The organism is Zoogloea sp., assembly GCF_041908905.1.
Lineage (GTDB): Bacteria > Pseudomonadota > Gammaproteobacteria > Burkholderiales > Rhodocyclaceae > Zoogloea.
Genome location: NZ_JAYREK010000031.1, coordinates 25706 through 43628, shown reverse-complemented (window position 1 = coordinate 43628; position 17923 = coordinate 25706). Strand labels below are relative to the sequence as shown.

Below are 17923 nucleotides of genomic sequence, written 5' to 3'. Positions count from 1 at the left end.
CGGCCCTCCACGACCCCCGCGTGCGCGGCTGACCCGGCTTGGGGCGGCCCGGCGCTTTCCTGCCGGAGGACGACCCCCGGTGCCGGCGCTCCGCGCCGTCACCGCCCCCCGCGGGGGCTGGCAGTAAAGCTTGGGGCGGCCCGGTGCTTTCCTGCCGGAGGACGACCCCCGGTGCCGGCGCTCCGCGTCGTCACCGCCCCCCGCAGGGGCTGGCAGTAAAGCTTGGGGCGGCCCGGCGCTTTCCTGCCGGACGACGGCCCCCGGTGCCGGTGCCCTGCGCCGTCACTGCGCCCCGGAGGGCCGGCAGGGCGCCCGGGGGCGCATGATTTTTGCCTGAGCGTTCATAGCCAGGGCGCGCAGGCGGCGACGAGGGCGTCGATCTCGGCGCCGATGGCGTCGAGGCGCGCGTCGAGGTCGGTGGCGTCGGCGCCGGCTTCGATGGCTTTCTCGAGTTCGCCGGCCGAGTCCATCAGGTCGAGGGCGCAGATGAAGCCGGCGTTGCCGCGCAGGGTGTGCATACGTCGGGCGGCTGCCTCCAGGTCGCCGGCGGCCAGCCGCGCGCGGGTTTCTGTGGCGGCGTCGCGGTTGTCGGCGACGAAGTGCTGCAGCAGGCCGATGAACATCGCCCGGTCGCCGCCCAGCCGGCGGGCGGCCCGGGTGGCGTCGATGCCGTCGATCTCCGGGAAGGCGTTGCTTTCGGCCGGGGCCGGCTCGGCCGCCGGCTGCGGCCGGGGCTTGACCCAGCGGGCCAGCAGGGCCGCCATCTGGTCGAGGTCCATCGGCTTGGGCAGCACGTCGTTGGCGCCGGCCTGGCGGGCTTCTGCCTGCTGGTCGTCGCGCACGCCGGCGGTGAAGGCGATGATCGGCAGCCCGGCGAGGCCCAGCTCGGTGCGAACCTTGCGGGTGGTGGTGAGCCCGTCCATCACCGGCATCTGCACGTCCATCAGCACTGCGTCGAAACCGTCCGGCTTGTTGCGCAGGCATTCGAGGGCCTGCTGGCCGTCGGCGGCCAGGGTGGCGGTGGCGCCCTCCAGGGCCAGGGCCCGCTCGACCAGGTCACGGTTCATCGCGCTGTCGTCCACCACCAGCAGGTGGGCGCCGGTGAGGCGCGGGCCGCGCGGGGCTGCCGGGGCGGGCGCCGTTGCGGGGCTGCCCGGCTCGGCCTGGCCGCGCTGGAAGGGCAGCTCGAAGTGGAAGGTGCTGCCCGCGCCGGGCTGGCTGTCGGCGCCGATGCTGCCGCCCATCAGTTCGACCAGCCGCTTGCAGATCGACAGGCCCAGCCCCGTGCCGCCGAAGCGCCGGCCGATGCCGGCGTCGGCCTGGGTGAAGGGGGTGAACAGCCGGGTCAGGGCGTCGGGGGCGATGCCGATGCCGGTATCGATGACTTCGAAGCGCAGGCGCACGCCGTCGGCGCCGCCGTCGAGGGCGTGAACGCTCACCGCGACCTCGCCGTGCTCGGTGAACTTGATGGCGTTGCCGGTGAGGTTGAGCAGGATCTGCTCCAGCCGCAGCCCGTCGCCGACCAGCGGGCCGGGGGGCAGGGGCGGCGGGGTGATGCGCAGGGCCAGGCCCTTGCTGCGGGCGGCCTCGCCCATCAGGCTGTCGAGGTTGGCAAGCAGCGCGCCAAGCTCGAAGGGACGGGGCTCCAGGCGCAGCTGGCCGGCCTCGATCTTGGAGAGGTCGAGCACGTCGTTGAGGATCGCCAGCAGCGACTGGCCGGCGCTGCGGATGCGCTGCACCATCTCCCGCTGGTTGCCCGGCAGGGGTTCCCGCTCCAGCACCTGGGCCAGGCCGAGTACGGCGTTCATGGGGGTGCGGATCTCGTGGCTCATGTGGGCGAGGAACTCGCTCTTCGCCGCGTTGGCGGCCTCGGCGGCGGCGTGGGCCTCGCGCAGCCGGCTCTCGTAGCGCTTGTGCTCGCTGATGTCGCGGGACACGCCGAGGACTTCGACGAAGCTGCCGTCGGGGCTCAACAGCGGGTTGGCCGACACGTCGGTCCACACGGTGGTGCCGTCCTTGCAGCGCTGTTCGAGTTCGCCGCGGAAGTTCTGGATCGGCCGCCCGGCCTCCAGGTCGGCCCGCAGGCGGTTGAAGTAGGCCTGGATGGTGGTCAGCGAGGCGCCGGCGAAGACGTCCTCCTGGCGCTGGCGCAGGGTTTCTTCGGGGGTGAAGCCGCGCAGCTTCTCGACGGAGGGGCTGACGTAGGTGTAGCGGCCGGCGAGGTCCAGGGTGGCGATCACGTCGATGGCGTTGTCGGCGATCAGGCGGTGGCGGGCCTCGCTGATGCGCAGCTGTTCCTCCATCTGCCGGCGGGTGGTGATGTCCTCGACGATGTAGAGGTAGCGGGGCGCGTCGTCGGTCTCGAGGCGCACCGGCGCGCAGGTCAGGCTGGCCCACACCAGGGTGCCGTCCGGACGCAGGTAGCGCTTGGTGAGGCGGTAGCCGGGGATCTGGCCGCTGTTGAGGCGCCGCAGCAGGTCCATGCCTTCGGCGATGTCGTCCGGGTGGGTGATCTGCTGGGGCGAGAGGCCGGTGAGCTCGGCGGCGCTGCGGCCGAGGATCTCGCACAGGCGCGGGTTGGCGTCGGTGATGCGGCCCTGGCGGGGGTCGAGCAGGGCGACGCCGAGGGGGGCCTGCTCGAAGACCACCCGGAAGCGCGCCTCGGCGTCGCGCTCGGCCTGCAGGGCGGCCATCTCGTGGCGCTGCCGGCCGCGCCGCCACAGCAGGTAGCCGCCGGAATAGACGAACGCGATGCCCAGGCCGGCGAGGAGGGTGGTGGCCCAGGCGATGGTGCGGACGCCGGCGTAGGCTTCGGCCTCGTCGATCTCGGCGATCATCAGCCAGGGCGTGCCGGCCACCGCCGCGGCGTAGGCCAGCACCGGCGCGCGCCGGTAGTCGCGCCCGCCGGCGATGATCCCCCGCTCGCCGCGGGCGGCGCGGGCGGCGGGCATGTCCGGGGTGGTCAGCGGCAGGCTCAGCGCCAGCGCGGCGTCGCGGTTGAAGCGCAGGGGGGTGAGGAAACGGACCTGGTCGCCGTCGCGGCGCACCAGGTAGGTTTCGGCGGACTGGGTCGGCACCGGCCACGCGCCGACCAGCGGGTTGAGGGCACGGTCGGCGCGCCAGGTGACGTAGGCCACGCCGAGGGGCTCCATGTCGGGGGAGCCGATGGGCGCCAGCACGCCGTAGCGCACCTGGCCGTCGGCGTTCCGGTGGAGGTCGACCAGCTCGACCCGCGGGCGGCGCAGGATGTCCTCGATCAGCGCCTCGTGGCCGCGCACGTCGGCGTCGCCGACCACGAAGGCGGACCCGGCGTCGGCGCCGACGAGGGCCAGCCCGGCCCAGCCGCGGGCCTCGGCCATCTGCATCATGAGGGTCTGGATCTGCTTGAGGCTGGCGGTGTCCTTCCGTCCGCTGCCCGCCCACTTGCCGAACAGCAGCTCGAGCTGGGAGTGGCCGTAGAAGCTCAGGTCGGTGTCGACCCGCGCGTCGGCGAGCCAGCCTTCGATCTGCTGGCGCTTCTGTTCGACGATGACCGCCAGGGTGCGATGGGTTTCCCGGCGGATCTCGTCGCTGAGATAGCGGTAGCCGACGCTGCCCAGCCCGGCGATCAGGATCGACAGGGCCAGCAGGGGCAGGACGAAGCGCAGCCAGGGGCGGTCGACGGCAGTGCCTTCGGGGGCTGCCGGGAGGGTGGGGCGGGTCATGGTTCGGCGGGCTGCGCGGGAGGTTGCAGCAGGGCCGTCGTACCGGGCGCGGTGGGCGGCTGTGGGCGTGCGGTGGGGGCGGGCATGGGTGTCGGGGTGAGCGGAGCCAGCCGCTCATTATCCGCCCGTATCGCCCGCCGCGGCGTGATTGATGGCCGGGCCCGAGGGGGGCGCACGCCGCCGCGGGCCCGCCGGCCGGCGCGTGTGCCGGCCTACTCGGTGCCGGGCTCAGCCCCCGGCGGGCGGGTGCAGGCCCTCGTCCACCTTGCGGGCCATGTCCATCATCATGTCGCGGGAGCGGGTGGCGGTGTCGAGCAACCCGGTGACCACGTCGATCATCAGCGGGGCCGCGGTGGCGCCGGGCACCAGGGGCTGGCCGTCGGGGCCGGCGGCCTCGGCGAGATTCGAGAGCTTGCGCTGGTTCTCGGCCACCACCTCCTGGAAGCTCAGGGCGTAGCCGACGGCCTGCTCGATGAGCCGCTGGGCCATCTCGGACTGGGCCTGGCAGAGGCTGGCCGGGTCCCGGGCGGTGAGGAGGGTCTTTACCTCGGAGAGGTTGCCTTCCATCAGCGACTGGGTGGCCTTGAGGTTGAGGTCGATCACCCGGTGGGCGCAGACGAGGGCGTTTTCGTAGAGCGCGGTGAGATCGTTGTGCAGGGAGAACATCGGTTTTTCCTGATAGCTGGGATGCACGGGAGAAAACACCATACCGGCCGTCTGCGTCACGGCCATTGCGGGACGTCAACAATTTGCGTTGCCGCCCGCCGGTGGTGGCGGGCGGCGGGCCGGGCTTACTCGAGGACGACCATCAGGTCCTTGGCGTCCACCGACTGGCCGGCGTTCACCAGCACCTCCTTGACCACACCGTCGCGGGGGGCGTGGAGGGCCATCTCCATCTTCATCGCCTCGAGGGTGGCGATCACGTCGCCGGCCTTGATCGCCTGGCCCGGCTTCACCGCGATGGTGACCACCAGGCCGGGCATCGGCGCGGCCACGTGGGCGTCGTTGCCCTCGTCGGCCTTGCGGCGGCTGACCACCTTGGCGGCGAGCTTGCGGTTGGGCACCTTGATGATCCGCTGCTGGCCGTTGAGCTCGAAGAAGACCTTCACCTGGCCTTCCTCGTCGGCCTCGCCGAGGGTCAGCAGGCGCACCACGAGGGTCTTGCCGCGCTCGATCTCGACGGTGATCTCCTCGCCCGGTTCCATGCCGTAGAAGAAGGTCGGGGTGGGCAGCACCGACACCGGGCCGTAGCGGCGGGCCAGGGTGTTGAACTCGGTGAACACCTTCGGGTACATCAGGTAGGAGGCGAACTCGGCCTCCGAGAGCTGGCGGCCGCACTTCTTCTCGGCCTCGGCGCGCAGCGCGCCGAGGTCGGCCTCGGCGAGCAGGGCGCCCGGGCGCTCGGTGATCGGCTCCACGTTCTTCAGCACCTTCTTCTGCAGGGCCTTGGGCCAGCCGCCCGGGGGCTGGCCGAGGTCGCCGTGCATCATTTCGACCACCGAGGCCGGGAAGGCGATCTCGCGGGCCGGGTCGAGCACGGCGGCGGGGGTGAGGTCCTGGGCCACCATCATCAGGGCCATGTCGCCGACCACCTTGGACGACGGGGTGACCTTGACGATGTCGCCGAACAGGTCGTTGGCGTCGCGGTAGGCGCGCGCCACCTCGTGCCAGCGGGTGTCGAGGCCGAGCGAGCGGGCCTGCTCCTTGAGGTTGGTGAACTGGCCGCCGGGCATCTCGTGCAGATACACCTCGGAGGCGCCGGACTTGAGGTCGCTCTCGAAGGCGGCGTACTGCTGGCGCACGGCTTCCCAGTAGAAGCTGATCCGGCGGATCGCCTCGGGATCGAGGCCGGGGTCGCGCTCGCCGTGGCGCAGGGCTTCGACGATGGAGCCGAGGCAGGGCTGCGCGGTCATGCCCGACATGGCGTCCATCGCCGCATCCACCGCATCCACGCCGGCGTCGATGGCGGCCAGCACGGTGGCGGCGCTGATGCCCGAGGTGTCGTGGGTGTGCAGGTGCACCGGCATCCCGACCTCCTCGCGCAGGGCCTTCACCAGCACGCGGGCGGCGGCGGGCTTGAGCAGGCCGGCCATGTCCTTGATGGCGAGGATGTGGCAGCCGGCCTTCTCGAGTTCCTTCGCCATCTTCACGTAGTAATCCAGCGAATACTTGGCGCGGTTCGGGTCCAGGATGTCGCCGGTATAGCACAGGGCGCCTTCGGCGAGCTTGCCGGTGTCGAGCACGGCGTCGATGGCGACGCGCATGTTGTCGACCCAGTTGAGGCAGTCGAAGATGCGGAACAGGTCCATCCCGCCCTCGGCGGCGCGCTGCACGAAGTGGCGCACCACGTTGTCCGGGTAGTTGGTGTAGCCCACGCCGTTGGCGCCGCGCAGCAGCATCTGGGTGAGCACGTTGGGGGCCTGGGCGCGGATCTGCGCCAGGCGCTCCCACGGGTCTTCGTTGAGGAAGCGCATCGCCACGTCGAAGGTGGCGCCGCCCCAGCACTCCAGCGACAGCAGCTGGGGCAGGCCGCGGGCGTAGGCCTCGGCGACGCCGACGATGTCGCGGGTGCGCATGCGGGTGGCCAGCAGCGACTGGTGGGCGTCGCGCATGGTGGTGTCGGTGATGAGCACGCGCTGCTCGTTGCGCATCCACTCGGCGAACTTGGTGGGGCCGAGTTCCTCGAGGCGCTGGCGGGTGCCGGGCTGGGCGTCGGCGGCGAAGCGCGGCGCCTCGGGCTTGCGGGCGTGGGCCGGCGGCAGCGCGCGGTCGCGGGTCTCCGGGTGGCCGTTGACGGTGACGTCGGCGATCCAGCCGAGCAGCTTGGTGGCGCGGTCCTTGCGCTTGCGGAAGTCGAACAGCGCCGGCGTTTCGTCGATGAAGCGGGTGGTGTAGTCGTTGGCGATGAAGCGCGGGTGGCTCACCAGGTTGTGCAGGAAGGCCAGGTTGGTGGCCACGCCGCGGATGCGGAACTCCATCAGCGCGCGGTCCATGCGGCGGATCGCCTCCCCGGGGGTCGGCGCCCAGGCGGTGACCTTCTCGAGCAGCGAGTCGTAGAAGCGCGTGACCACCGCGCCGGAGTAGGCCGTGCCGCCATCGACGCGGATGCCGAAGCCCATCGCGCCGCGGTAGGCGCTGATGCGGCCGTAGTCGGGGATGAAGTTGTTCTCGGGGTTCTCGGTGGTGATGCGGCACTGCAGCGCGTGGCCGGACAGGCGGATCTCCGGCTGGGCCGGGATGCCGGTCTCGCCGGTGTTGCCGATGTGGCCACCCTCGGCGATGCGGATCTGGGCCTTCACGATGTCGAGGCCGGTGACCATCTCGGTGACGGTGTGCTCCACCTGGATGCGCGGGTTCACCTCGATGAAGTAGAACTCGCTGGTGTCGGCGTCCATCAGGAACTCGACGGTGCCGGCGCCCACGTAGTTCGTCGCGCGGCCGATGGCCAGCGCCGCCTCGCACAGGCGCTCGCGGGTGGCGTCGTCGAGGTAGGGCGCCGGGGCGCGCTCGACCACCTTCTGGTTGCGGCGCTGGATCGAGCAGTCGCGCTCGAACAGGTGCACCAGGTTGCCGTGGCCGTCGCCGAGGATCTGCACCTCCACGTGGCGGGCGCGGCGCACCAGCTTCTCGAGGTACACCTCGTCCTTGCCGAAGGCGCTCTTGGCCTCGCGGCGGGCCGCGGCGACGGAGTCGAGCAGGGTCTCCTCGCTCTCGATCGGGCGCATGCCGCGGCCGCCGCCGCCCCACGAGGCCTTCAGCATCACCGGGTAGCCGATCTCGCGGGCGAGGCGCTTGATCTCCTCCGGGTCGTCCGGCAGCGGCGGGGTGGCCGGCATCACCGGCGCGCCGCAGGAGACGGCCAGGTTGCGCGCCGAGACCTTGTTGCCCAGGGTGCGCATGGTGTCGGGGCGCGGGCCGATGAAGATGATGCCGGCGGCGGCGCAGGCCTCGGCGAACTCGGGGCTCTCGGAGAGCAGGCCGTAGCCCGGGTGGATCGCGTCGGCGCCCGCCTCCTTGGCGACGCGGATCACCTCGTCGATGGACAGGTAGCTCTCCAGCGGGCCGAGCTGGCGGCCTTCGCCGCGGCCGACCTGGTAGGCCTCGTCGGCCTTGAAGCGGTGCAGGGAGAGCTTGTCTTCCTCGGCGTAGATTGCGATCGTGTTGATGCCGAGTTCGGTTGCGGCCCGGAATACGCGGATGGCGATTTCGGAGCGGTTGGCAACAAGGAGGCGACGGATCATGCGGGGTACTCCGAAGGCGGGGGGAAGGCGGACCTCCGGCAGGAGGCCCGTCAGCGGCTCAATAAAAACGATAAATTGCAGTTTTCTCGAGATTTGCGTTGCGTACAATCGGGTGAACCCCGATATGGCCGTCCGGGGCCCTCCCCGCCGACGTCCCGGCGCGGTGCGCGTGTAGTGCGCCGCAGCGTTGCATTCGCGGGGGGCGAGGTTCATGCTGATCCGGACAGATGTCAGGGAGGAGCAGGCGATGCGGATCTCTTTTTACGGCGCGGCCGGCGAGGTGACCGGCTCGTGCACGCTGGTGGAGGCGGGGGGCGTCCGCTTCCTGGTGGATTGCGGCATGTTCCAGGGCGGGCCGGAGGCGCGCACCAAGAACCTGCGGGCCCTCGACTTCGGCTTCGACGTGCGGGGCATCGACTTCGTGCTGCTGACCCACGCCCACATCGACCACTCCGGCCTGCTGCCGCGGCTGGCGGTGCTGGGCTTCCGCGGCCCGATCTACGCGACGCCGGCCACCATCGACCTCCTCGAGGTGTTGCTGCCCGACAGCGCCCACATCCAGGAGAAGGAGTCCGAATGGCAGCTGCGGCAGCAGCACCGGCGCGGCAAGGGCGGCGGCCGCAGCGGCGTCGTCCCGCCGCTGTACACGGTGATCGAGGCCCAGTACTGCCTGGGCCTGCTGAGGCCGGTGGATTACGGCGATGAGCTGCGGGTGGCCGAAAATGTGAAGGTGCGCTTCCACGACGCCGGCCACATCCTCGGCTCGTCCTGGCTCGAGGTGACGCTGGGCGGCGAGGGGCACACCCGCAAGCTGGTCTTCTCGGGCGATCTGGGCATGCGCGACCGCCCGGTGCTGCGCGACCCCGAGCGGCCGGTGCCCGAGGCCGACCTCCTGCTTATCGAATCCACCTACGGCGACCGCCTGCACCGGCCGCTGGCCGAGACCGAGGCGGAGATCGTCGCGGCCTTCGAGCGCACCCGGGCGGCCGGGGGCAACCTGATCATCCCGTCCTTCGCGGTGGGCCGCACCCAGGAGATCATCTACATCCTGGCCGACCTGGTGCGCCGCGGGCGCCTCGCGCCCCTCAAGGTGTACGTCGATTCGCCGATGGCCAACGCCGCGACGCGGATCACCCTGGCCCACCCGGCCCTGCTCGACAGCGAGACCCGCGAGCTGCTGGAGTGGGTGGAGGCCCACCCGGACCAGATGAGGATCGAGTTCGTCGCCGACGTCGAGGCCTCGAAGGCCCTCAACACCGTGAAGAGCGGCGCGGTGATCATCTCCGCCAGCGGCATGTGCGAGGCCGGCCGTATCAAGTACCACCTGCGCGAGAACCTGCCGCGCAGCGAATGCAGCGTGCTGATCGCCGGCTTCCAGGCGGCGGGCACCCTCGGCCGGCGCCTGGTGGATGGCGCCCGGCTGGTGCATGTCTTCGGTGCTCCGGTGCCGGTGCGGGCGCGCATCTACACCGTCGGTGGCCTGTCGGCCCATGCCGACCAGGCCGAGCTGCTGCACTGGCTGCAGGGCTTCCACACCCCGCCCCGGCACACCTTCGTGATGCACGGCGAAGCCGAGGCCTCGGCGGCCCTCGCCCGGCGGATCCACGAAGACCTGGGCTGGAGCGGCGTGACCGTGCCCCGCGCGGGCACCTGCGTCTCGCTGTAGGCGCCGCGGCCAGCCGCCCGACAGGGGGCTCCGGACGGCCGGGAGCCCGCCGGGCGTGCCCGGGCAGGTGGCGAAGAGCGGTCTGGCCCCGGGCTGGGGCAGGCCGGCGGTGCTTTCGTCGCGCTGCGTCACCCCCGGCGAAGACGGGATGACGCGGCGGCAGGGCCGGCAGGATGTCGAGCGCGGCGAGGCCGGCCATCGGCGGGGATGCCCTCGGTGTAATCAGAATGAAAATCCGCCTGATGGCAGGGGAATCCGCCGTCAAACCCACTCCGCCTAAAGATGCGCCTATGACTTCCGATATACGATAAATGACATTTCTTCCGCTCTGCTGAGCCCATGGGCTGCCCATGCGTCTTTTCCCGCCAGGGGGGCCGCCACGGCGGGTGTGCCGCCCGCCTGCGCCGCGTCGTCACCCTGCTGTGGGGGTGCGGGCTGGTGCTGGCGGCGTCGCAGCCCCTGGCCGCGGGGCCGCACGGAGGGACGGACGCCCCATTGCGGGCGGCCTATCTGATCAATTTCATCAAGTATGTGGACTGGCCCGGCGAAGCGATGACGGCGACGATCTGCCTCTACGGTCCCGACCGGCTCGGCCCCCACCTCGCCCGCCACGAGGGGAGCCGCGTGCACGGACGCGTGCTCCACATCCGCCGGGTGCGCCGGTTCGACCCGCTGGCCGGGTGTCAGGTGCTCTACGTGACGGACGCCGACCCGCAGCGCCAGGCGGCGCTGCTCGAGGCCGTGGCGCGGCTGCCGGTGCTCACTGTCGCCGAGACGCCCGCCTTCGTCCGGTGCGGGGGCGCGATCGCCCTGCTGCGCCAGGACAACCGGATGGTCTTTGCTGTGGATGCGGCGGCCATCGGCCGCGCCGGCCTGCGCGTCAGCCCGCAGATGTTGCGGCTCGCCGTCGAGGGCGGCGCGCGATGAGCCGGCGCTTCCTGCCCCAGCGGCTGAGGGCCCTGATCCGGCGCCTGCCCATCCACCGCAAGCTGTCGGTGATCGTCGCCATCGCGGTGGCGACCAGCCTGGTCTTCGTGTTCGTGCTGGTCAGCTTCGTGCAACTGCAGGAGCAGTACGCCGCGCGGGTCGCCAAGCTGCGGGCGGTGGCCGAGGTGGTGGCCTTCAACGCCTCGGCGGTGCTGGAGTTCCAGGATCCCGTCGGTGCCGAGAATCTGTTCCGGGCCCTGGAGGGCGACCCGGGCATCGTGGCGGCCCACCTGGTAGCCCGCGACAGCACCTTCCGCCACACCTATCGGGCCAAGGGCTGGACGGCGGCGCTCCCCGCCAGGGTGCTGGCGCCGCACCAGGAGCTGGCCGGCTACCTCGACCCGGCGACCCTCTCCGTGGTGGTGCCGATGCGCCGGGGCGGCGAACTGATCGGCTCGCTGGCCCTCGTCAGCCGCATCGATGGCGTGTGGGGCGCGCTGGTGCTGCAGTTCGGCCTGTTCTCCCTGGCCCTCGGGCTGGCCTTCTGGCTGGCTACTGCCATCGCGCGCTGGCTGCAGGGCGGCATGACCCACGCCATCGAGGCCCTCACCGCCACCGCCCAGCAGGTGTCGGCGCGGCGGGATTTCTCGCTGCGCGCCGAGAAGACCAGCGAAGACGAGATCGGCCAGCTCGCCGATGCCTTCAACGCCATGCTGGCCGAACTCGCCGCCCGCGACCAGGATCTCGCCGCCCATCGGGCCTCGCTGGAGGAGACCGTCCAGGTGCGGACCCGGGAGCTGATCCAGGCCAAGGAGGCCGCCGAGAGCGCCAACCGGGCCAAGAGCCAGTTCCTCGCCAACATGAGCCACGAGATCCGCACCCCGATGAACGGCATCATCGGGATCGCCGAGCTGCTCGAGGCCGGCGCCCTCGACCCACGCCAGCGCGAGCTGCTCCGCAACCAGCGCTCGTCGGCGACGACGCTGCTCCACCTGCTCAACGACATCCTCGACTTCTCGCGCCTGGAGGCCGGCAGCCTGCAGCTCGAATCGCTGGTCTTCAGCCTGCGGGAGATCATCGTCCAGACCGCCGCGGTGTTCGCGCCGATGGCGCGCAAGAAGGGGCTGGCGCTGCACTTCGAGATCGACACCGAGATGCCCGACCTGTTCCGCGGCGACGCCCACCGGATACGTCAGGTGCTCAACAACCTGCTCAGCAATGCGATCAAGTTCACCCAGCAGGGCGGGGTGACCATCATCTGCCGCCGCGACAGGACCGACGGCGCGCCGGTGCTGCTGGAGGTGCGCGACACCGGCATCGGCATCGAGCCGGCGGCCCTCGGGAAGATCTTCGACCCCTTCCGCCAGGCCGACAACAGCACCAGCCGGCGCTACGGGGGCTCGGGGCTGGGGCTCACCATCGTGCGCGACCTGGTCGGCCTGATGGGGGGCCAGGTGACGGCGGTGAGCGAGCTCGGCGCCGGCTCGGCGTTCACGCTGCGCCTGCCCCTGCCGGCGGCCGAGGCCGGGCGCTGCCTGCCGGCCTGGGCCGAGGGCTTGCGGGGCCGGCGCATCGCGGTGGTCTGCGGCAGCACCGGGCAGGCCGCGCGCTGGTGCGCGATGCTGGCCGCCGGCGGCATGAGGGCCACGTCCCACGCTGCCTGCGGTGGTGCGCTGGAGAGCATCGTGGCCGACCTGCCGGACGCGATACTCGTCGAGGAGGAGGCCTGCCTGCGGATGGCCGCCGAGCACCCCGACTTCGCCGGCCCGGGCGTGCCGGTGCTCTTCGTGCGCCACTGCCTGCGCGCACCGGACGAGGACCTCGCGCTGCCCGCCTGGGTCGGGGGCGAGATCCACGAGCCCTTCTCCGACATCGGCCTGTGGCGGGCGGTGGCGGGCCTGTGGGGGCTCGATCCGGACGCCCGCCCGCACCACGCTCCTTCCCGGGAGCAGGCCCGCCCGCTGCATGTGCTGATGGTCGAGGACAACGCCGTCAATCAGCTGGTGCTCGGCGAGATGCTCGACGGCCTGGGCTGCACCTGCACCGTCGCCGACAACGGCGTGGAGGCCCTCGAGCGCCTCGCCGAGGCGCGCTTCGACATCGTGCTGATGGATGTCCAGATGCCGGTGATGGACGGCCTCACCGCCACCCGCCGCCTGCGGGAGCGCGAGCTCGCCGCCGGCCAGCCGCGCCAGCTGGTGGTCGCCCTCACCGCCAACGCGCTGGCCGGCGACCGGGAGATGTGCCTCGCCGCCGGGATGGACGACTACCTCGCCAAGCCGGTCACCTTCGAGAGCCTGAGCGCCACCTTCCAGCGCTGGCTGCCGGCCGTCGGGGGCGCGCCCGCCGGGCCCGGCGCCCCGCCCGGGCCGGGGCTCGCGCCGGTGGCGCGCTTCGATCCGGGCTATCTGTCCCGCACCCTCGGCGGAGGGGCGGCCAAGATCATCCCGGCGGTGCTCGGCTCCTATCTGACGACGGCCACGCGGGACATCGAGGCGCTGGCCGTGCTGGACGACGATTTCGACCCCCAGCGGGCGCTCCGCCGCCTGCACAACCTCAAGAGCGCAAGCGCCTCGATCGGGGCCGAGGCCTTCGCGGCGCGCTGCAAGGAGGCCGAGCGGGCCGCCCGTGCCGACGCCTGGGACGCGGTGCGGGCCATGCTGCCGGCCCTGATCCGCGAGTTCGCGCCCCTCCGCGACGAGGTGGAGGCCCATCTCAAGTCCCTGGGAGGCGCCCCCCGGGCGTGACGGCCGGCCGGGCCGTGGCAGGCGTCGGTCCCGGCTTTGGCGTGGCGTTCGGCGCCCGCGCCGTGTCCTCCCGGGCGCATCCCGCCCGCGCCGGCGTGGGCCGTGGACGCCGGACATCCGCCTGCGGGGCGGTGGTTGCCGCGCAACTCCGGTCGCCCGGTCGGTCGCGCCGGGGGTGGGCCGGTCGAACCCAGGCCAGTGGCTCAATCGAGAATTCCTTTGCTCAGATCAAGGTTTTTCCGTCGTCCACTGCCTAGAATGAGTTTGTTCGATCAGTCCAAGCCAAACCCATGGATGTTTCCCGTCGCCATTTTCTGGGGGGGCGCAAAGCCGGCCCGGCGCCGTTCCGCCCGCCCTGGAGTGTGCCCGAGGCCCGCTTCGTCGAGGCGTGTACGGCCTGTGGCGACTGCCTGAAGGCCTGCCCGACCGGCCTGCTGGCGCGGGGTGACGGTGGCCTGCCGGTGGCCGACTTCGCCACCGCCGCGTGCACCTTCTGCGGCGACTGTGCCCGGGCCTGCGCCACCGGCGCCATCGGCCGTGACACCGCCGCCACGGCCTGGTCCTTCAGTATCGCCATCGCCGACAGCTGCCTGGCCGTCCGCAAGGTCGAGTGCCGGGTGTGCGGCGAGGCCTGCGACACCTCGGCGATCCGTTTCCGTCCCCGTATCGGCGGCGTGCCGCTGCCCGAGGTGGACGCCGCCGCCTGCAACGGCTGCGGTGCCTGCATCGCGCCATGCCCGGTGAGCGCCGTGCAGCGCGTCGCCGGCACCCCGGCCCAACTTCCGGAGCTTCCATGAACATCGTCAGTCTCGTCCTGCGCATCCACCCCGAGACCCGCGCCGAGGCCGAAGCCGCGCTCCTGGCCTTTCCCGGCGTCGAGTGCCACGGCATGTCCGACGACGGCAAGCTCGTCGTCACCGTGGAGGATGCCGACGGCGCCGCCATGTCCGACACCCTGATTGCCCTGCACCGGGTGCCCCAGGTGCTCGCCGCAACCCTGGCCTACGAACACTCCGATGCGATGCTCCCGGAGGCATCCGCGAGCCAGGCCACCTGATTCACGCCATCACCGAATACCCCCTGCGAGGAGGCTCCACCATGACCATCAACCGACGCGACTTCATCAAGACCCAGGCGATCGCCACCGCGGCCGCCACGGCCGGCATCTCCGTACCGGCGCTGGCGGCAAAGAAGGAAGCCGCCCCGGCCGCGGCCGAAAACACCACCGCGGTGCGCTGGGACAAGGCCGCCTGCCGCTTCTGCGGCACCGGCTGCTCGGTGCTGGTGGGCGTCCAGAACGGCCGCGTGGTCGCCACCCAGGGCGACCCGGACGCGCCGGTCAACCGGGGCCTCAACTGCATCAAGGGCTACTTCCTGTCCAAGATCATGTACGGCGAGGACCGCCTCACCAAGCCGCTGCTGCGCATGAAGGACGGCAAGTACAGCAAGGACGGCGAGTTCACCCCGATCACCTGGAACCAGGCCTTCGACATCATGGCCGAGAAGTGGAAGGCCGCGCTGAAGGCCGAGGGGCCGGGTTCGATCGCCATGTTCGGCTCCGGCCAGTGGACGATCTGGGAAGGCTACGCCGCCAGCAAGCTGATGAAGGCCGGCTTCCGCTCCAACAACCTCGACCCCAACGCCCGCCACTGCATGGCCTCGGCCGTCACCGGCTTCATGCGCACCTTCGGCATCGACGAGCCGATGGGCTGCTACGACGACATCGAGCAGGCCGACGCCTTCGTGCTGTGGGGCTCCAACATGGCCGAGATGCACCCCATCCTGTGGACCCGCATCACCGACCGCCGCCTCACCAAGACCGACGTGCAGGTGCACGTGCTGTCCACCTTCGAGCATCGCAGCTTCGAGCTCGCCGACAACGGCATGATCTTCGTGCCGCAGACCGACCTGGCGATCCTCAACTACATCTGCAACCACATCATCCAGTCGGGCAAGGTCAACCAGGAGTTCGTCAAGGCCCACGTCAACTTCAAGGCCGGCGAGACCGACATCGGCTTCGGCCTGCGCCCCAACCACGCCCTCGAGAAGGATGCCAAGTTCAACGGCTACCCCGGCGCCGACGGCAAGCCCAAGAACAACCCCAGCGACGCCCGGCCGTCCACCTTCGAAGAGTTCAAGAAGTTCGTCTCGACCTACACGCTGGACTACACCGCCAAGCTCTCCGGCGTGCCCAAGGAGCGCCTGCAGAAGCTCGCCGAGCTGTACGCCGATCCCAAGAAGAAGGTCGTCAGCTTCTGGACCATGGGCTTCAACCAGCACACCCGCGGCACCTGGGTGAACAACATGATCTACAACGTCCACCTGCTGGTGGGCAAGATCTCCACCCCGGGCTCCGGGCCGTTCTCCCTCACTGGCCAGCCCTCCGCCTGCGGCACCGCCCGTGAAGTGGGCACCTTTGCCCACCGCCTGCCGGCCGACATGGTCGTCACCAACCCCGAGCACCGCCACCACGCCGAAGAGATCTGGCAGCTGCCCGAAGGCACCATCAACGACAAGATCGGCCTCCACGCCGTGGCCCAGAGCCGCGCCCTGAAGGACGGCAAGCTCAAGTGCTACTGGACCAGCACCACCAACAACATGCAGGCCGGCCCCAACATCAACCAGGAGATCTACCCGGGCTGGCGCAACCCGGCGGCCTTCGTGGTGGTGTCGGACGTGTACCCCACCGTCTCGGCCCTCGCTGCCGACCTGATCCTGCCCTCGGCCATGTGGACCGAGAAGGAAGGCGCCTTCGGCAACGCCGAGCGGCGCACCCAGGTGTGGCGCCAGCAGGTCAAGGCGCCGGGCGAGGCCAAGTCCGACCTGTGGCAGTACATGGAGTTCTCCAAGCGCTTCAAGGTCGAGGACGTGTGGCCGGCCGAGCTGATCGCCAAGAAGCCCGAGTACAAGGGCAAGACCCTCTACGACGTGCTCTACGCCAACAAGGTGGTGAACAAGTTCCCGAAGAGCGAGCTGGTGCGGGTCAACGAGCACGCCATCAAGAACTACACCAACGACGAGTCCGAGGCCTTCGGCTTCTACGTGCAGAAGGGCCTGTTCGAGGAATACGCGATCTTCGGCCGCGGCCACGGCCACGACCTCGCCCCCTTCGACGTCTATCACAAGGCCCGCGGCCTGCGCTGGCCGGTGGTCGATGGCAAGGAAACCCTGTGGCGCTTCCGCGAGGGCTACGACCCGTACGTCAAGAAGGGCGAGGGCGTGAAGTTCTACGGCCACAAGGACGGCAAGGCGGTGATCTTCGCGCTGCCCTACCAGGATCCCCCCGAGAAGCCCGATGCCGAGTTCGACATGTGGCTGTGCACCGGCCGCGTGCTGGAGCACTGGCACACCGGCTCGATGACCCGCCGGGTGCCCGAGCTGCACAAGGCGGTGCCCGAGGCCCAGGTCTTCATGCACCCCGAGGACGCCAAGAAGCGCAACCTGCAGCGCGGCATGGTGGTTAAGGTCCAGTCCCGCCGTGGCGAGATGACCGCCCGCCTCGAGACCAAGGGCCGCAACAAGCCGCCGGTGGGCCTGATCTTCGTGCCCTTCTTCGATGAATCGAAGCTGGTGAACAAGCTCACCCTCGACGCCACCTGTCCGATTTCCAAGGAAACCGACTACAAGAAGTGCGCCGTCAAGGTGGTTCGCGCCTGAGGCTCCGCGCCGGCACGGCGGGGCGGGCCCAGGCCCGATCCGCCGCCGGCGCACCAACCCACACATCCCCATCATGGACCCTGGCAAGAAGCCCGCCCGCCCGGCCACCGCCGAATCTCCGGCCTCGGCCGCCCGGCGCAAGTTCATCAACAGCGTCGCTGCCGCTGCCGGTGGCGGCTGCCTGCTCGCGCTGGGGGCGGGGCTTTACTCCAAGAGCGCCTCGGCGCTGCCGGCCCAGGCCCTGCGCCCGCCGGGCGCGCTGCCCGAGGCCGACTTCCTGGCCGCCTGCGTGCGCTGCGGCCTGTGCGTCCGTGATTGCCCCTACGACACCCTGCGGCTCGCCGACCTGGGCGACCCGGTGGTGGCGGGCACGCCGTATTTCAACGCCCGCAAGATCCCCTGCGAGATGTGCGAGGACATCCCCTGCGTCAAGGCCTGCCCCACCGGCGCGCTGGACCGGGAACTCACCGACATCAACAAGGCCCAGATGGGCCTCGCGGCGCTCGTCGACCACGAGACCTGCCTCAACTTCCTCGGCCTGCGCTGTGACGTGTGTTACCGCGTGTGCCCGGTGATCGACAAGGCGATCACCCTCGAAACCCAGCACAACCCGCGCTCCGACCGGCACGCCATGCTGCTGCCGACGGTGCATTCCGACGCCTGCACCGGCTGCGGCAAGTGCGAGAAATCCTGCGTGCTGCCCGAGGCCGCCATCAAGGTCTTCCCGCGCAAGCTGGCCCAGGGCGCGCTGCCGGCCCACTACCGCAAGGGCTGGGAAGAAAAGGCCCGCCACGGCGGCTCGCTGATCGGCGAGCAGGTCGAGCTGCCGGTGCGCGGCTTCGAAGGCCCCACCGCCGGCCGCTCGGCCACCGAAACGGTGGTGGCGCCGACCACGCCGGCCGCCCCCGTGGTGCCCGACGCGCAGCCCGCCGCGCCCCGCAAGGCGCCGCCGGGCATCAACTCGAACTGGAAGCCCTGAGC

General features: G+C 71.0%; 10 protein-coding genes. 7 read left to right on the top strand and 3 right to left on the bottom strand.

All coding sequences use genetic code 11. The features are described from left to right. Positions 1 to 341: 341 nt before the first annotated feature. The 3 genes from ACE3OU_RS14570 to pyc form a co-directional block, all read right to left on the bottom strand. A complete protein-coding gene (locus ACE3OU_RS14570; protein ID WP_374242273.1) occupies positions 342 to 3704 on the bottom strand; it encodes a PAS domain S-box protein in 3363 nt (1120 codons plus the stop codon). Positions 3705 to 3932: 228 nt separating this feature from the next. Then, on the bottom strand, positions 3933 to 4370 hold the full coding sequence (locus tag ACE3OU_RS14565) for a phasin family protein (protein ID WP_374242272.1): 438 nt from the start codon (positions 4368 to 4370) through the stop codon (positions 3933 to 3935). Positions 4371 to 4495: 125 nt separating this feature from the next. After that, complete coding sequence (pyc, locus tag ACE3OU_RS14560) at positions 4496 to 7945, bottom strand: pyruvate carboxylase (protein ID WP_374242271.1); 3450 nt, start codon at positions 7943 to 7945, stop codon at positions 4496 to 4498. 247 nt (positions 7946 to 8192) lie between these two features. On the opposite strand from pyc, the gene ACE3OU_RS14555 reads away from it, so the two are divergent. The 7 genes from ACE3OU_RS14555 (at position 8193) to napG (ending at position 17921) form a co-directional block, all read left to right on the top strand. Beyond that, a complete protein-coding gene (locus ACE3OU_RS14555) occupies positions 8193 to 9611 on the top strand; it encodes an MBL fold metallo-hydrolase RNA specificity domain-containing protein (RefSeq protein WP_374242270.1) in 1419 nt (472 codons plus the stop codon). Between the two features lie 339 nt (positions 9612 to 9950). Next, entirely contained in the window at positions 9951 to 10538 is a 588-nt protein-coding gene (locus tag ACE3OU_RS14550; RefSeq protein WP_374242269.1) for a YfiR family protein, read from the top strand. Then, entirely contained in the window at positions 10535 to 13285 is a 2751-nt protein-coding gene (locus ACE3OU_RS14545) for an ATP-binding protein (protein WP_374242268.1), read from the top strand. The genes ACE3OU_RS14550 and ACE3OU_RS14545 overlap by 4 nt, the downstream gene beginning before the upstream one ends. A gap of 290 nt (positions 13286 to 13575) precedes the next feature. Then, the gene (gene napF, locus ACE3OU_RS14540; protein ID WP_374242267.1) at positions 13576 to 14082 is read left to right on the top strand and encodes a ferredoxin-type protein NapF; all 507 of its coding nucleotides are present in this window, start codon (positions 13576 to 13578) and stop codon (positions 14080 to 14082) included. Continuing rightward, complete coding sequence (locus tag ACE3OU_RS14535; RefSeq protein ID WP_374242266.1) at positions 14079 to 14342, top strand: chaperone NapD; 264 nt, start codon at positions 14079 to 14081, stop codon at positions 14340 to 14342. The genes napF and ACE3OU_RS14535 overlap by 4 nt, the downstream gene beginning before the upstream one ends. Positions 14343 to 14383: 41 nt before the next feature. Then, complete coding sequence (napA, locus tag ACE3OU_RS14530) at positions 14384 to 16942, top strand: nitrate reductase catalytic subunit NapA (protein WP_374242265.1); 2559 nt, start codon at positions 14384 to 14386, stop codon at positions 16940 to 16942. A 73-nt stretch (positions 16943 to 17015) separates the two neighbouring features. Further along, positions 17016 to 17921, top strand: a complete 906-nt coding sequence (gene napG / locus ACE3OU_RS14525; RefSeq protein WP_374242264.1) for a ferredoxin-type protein NapG — start codon at positions 17016 to 17018, stop codon at positions 17919 to 17921. Positions 17922 to 17923 lie beyond the last annotated feature (2 nt).